The organism is Priestia sp. P5_B4, from assembly GCF_056400385.1.
This window is the reverse complement of sequence record NZ_JBFULJ010001000.1, coordinates 1-1,292: the sequence shown is the minus strand read 5'-3', so window position 1 is coordinate 1,292 and position 1,292 is coordinate 1. Positions and strand designations below refer to the sequence as shown.

Annotated in this window: 1 protein-coding gene; it reads right to left on the bottom strand. The window is 37.7% G+C overall.

Annotation, left to right across the window (positions count from 1 at the left end):
* Nucleotides 1–173: 173 nt before the first annotated feature.
* Nucleotides 174–1,292 (bottom strand): xylulokinase (gene xylB, locus AC1DRF_RS28270; RefSeq protein WP_477742340.1); only part of this gene is annotated, 1,119 nt, incomplete at its 5' end.

The window sequence follows — 1,292 nt, the reverse complement described above, 5'->3', positions numbered from 1 at the left end:
GCTCTTATCCTCCCCTCCAATGTACGTATTTTTCTAGTGAATCAAATCTTACTACAGCATTTTCTATACTTCCTTTTGTGTCAGGTATATCGATATACAACCATAATCAATTGATACAAGCTACTTTCATATGAAGCTCTTTTTTAAAGCAAGGTTGCATATTTTGCAATCTATTATTTCCTTTTAAATTCGCCTAGCTTTTTACTTAAGTCGTTTGTTTGAAGGTAGACTTCTTTATATAATTCATAAAGCTGTTTATAGACTTGTACATGTTCTGCATTAGGATAATATGTTTTCGACGAGGTAATAAATACGTTTGCACACTCTTCCAATGAGTTATACCAGCCACAGCCATAAGCTGCTAGCATGGCTGCTCCTAACGCTGGGCCTTGTTCAGTAGACAACTTTACGATTTTTGCATTAAAAACGTCTGCTTGAATTTGAAGCCAATGATCATTTTTTGCTCCTCCGCCAATTGATACAATAGACGTAATTTCCTTTCCGCTTTCTCGAAAGATTTCAATTGATTCACTTAATGAAAACGTAATACCTTCGATAACTGCTCGCGTAAAGTCTCTCTTTTTATGAGAGGCGTCCATTCCTATAAAACTTCCGCGAATCGTAGCATCTGCATGCGGTGTACGCTCCCCAACTAAATAAGGGGTAAATAAAAGGCCGTTTGAGCCGATTGGTACATTTTTTAGGTCAGCCAACAATTCTTCAAACGTGTCGTTTTCTGCGAAATTTTCCTTAAACCAGCTTAAACTGTGACCCGCAGATAGCGTAACGCCCATCGTATAAAAGGCATTTTCTTTTCCATGATTAAAATAATGGACTTTTCCATTAAAGTCTCTATCGCTTCGTTCCTCATAAGAAAGAACAACACCCGATGTCCCAATGCTACATAGTGTTTGCCCTGGCGATAAAATGCCGGCGCCAATTGCTCCGCAAGCATTATCAGCTCCACCTGCAAATACTTTCGTTGAAGTGGCTAATCCCGTTTTTTGAGAGAACGCTTCACTAATATTGCCTATGCATTCATTAGATTCAACTAGTGGCGGACAAAGATTAATATTGATTCCTGTTAATTGGCAAAGCTCATCATCCCATTTTTTCTTGCTGATGTTTAATAATAATGTACCGGCAGCATCTGAATATTCACTATGAATAAAGCCGGTCATTTTAAAGCGTAAATAATCTTTAGGCAGCATAAATACAGCTGTTTTTTCAAATATAGCCGGTTCATACTCTTTTACCCACAATAACTTAGGAAGAGTAAATCCTTCTAAAGC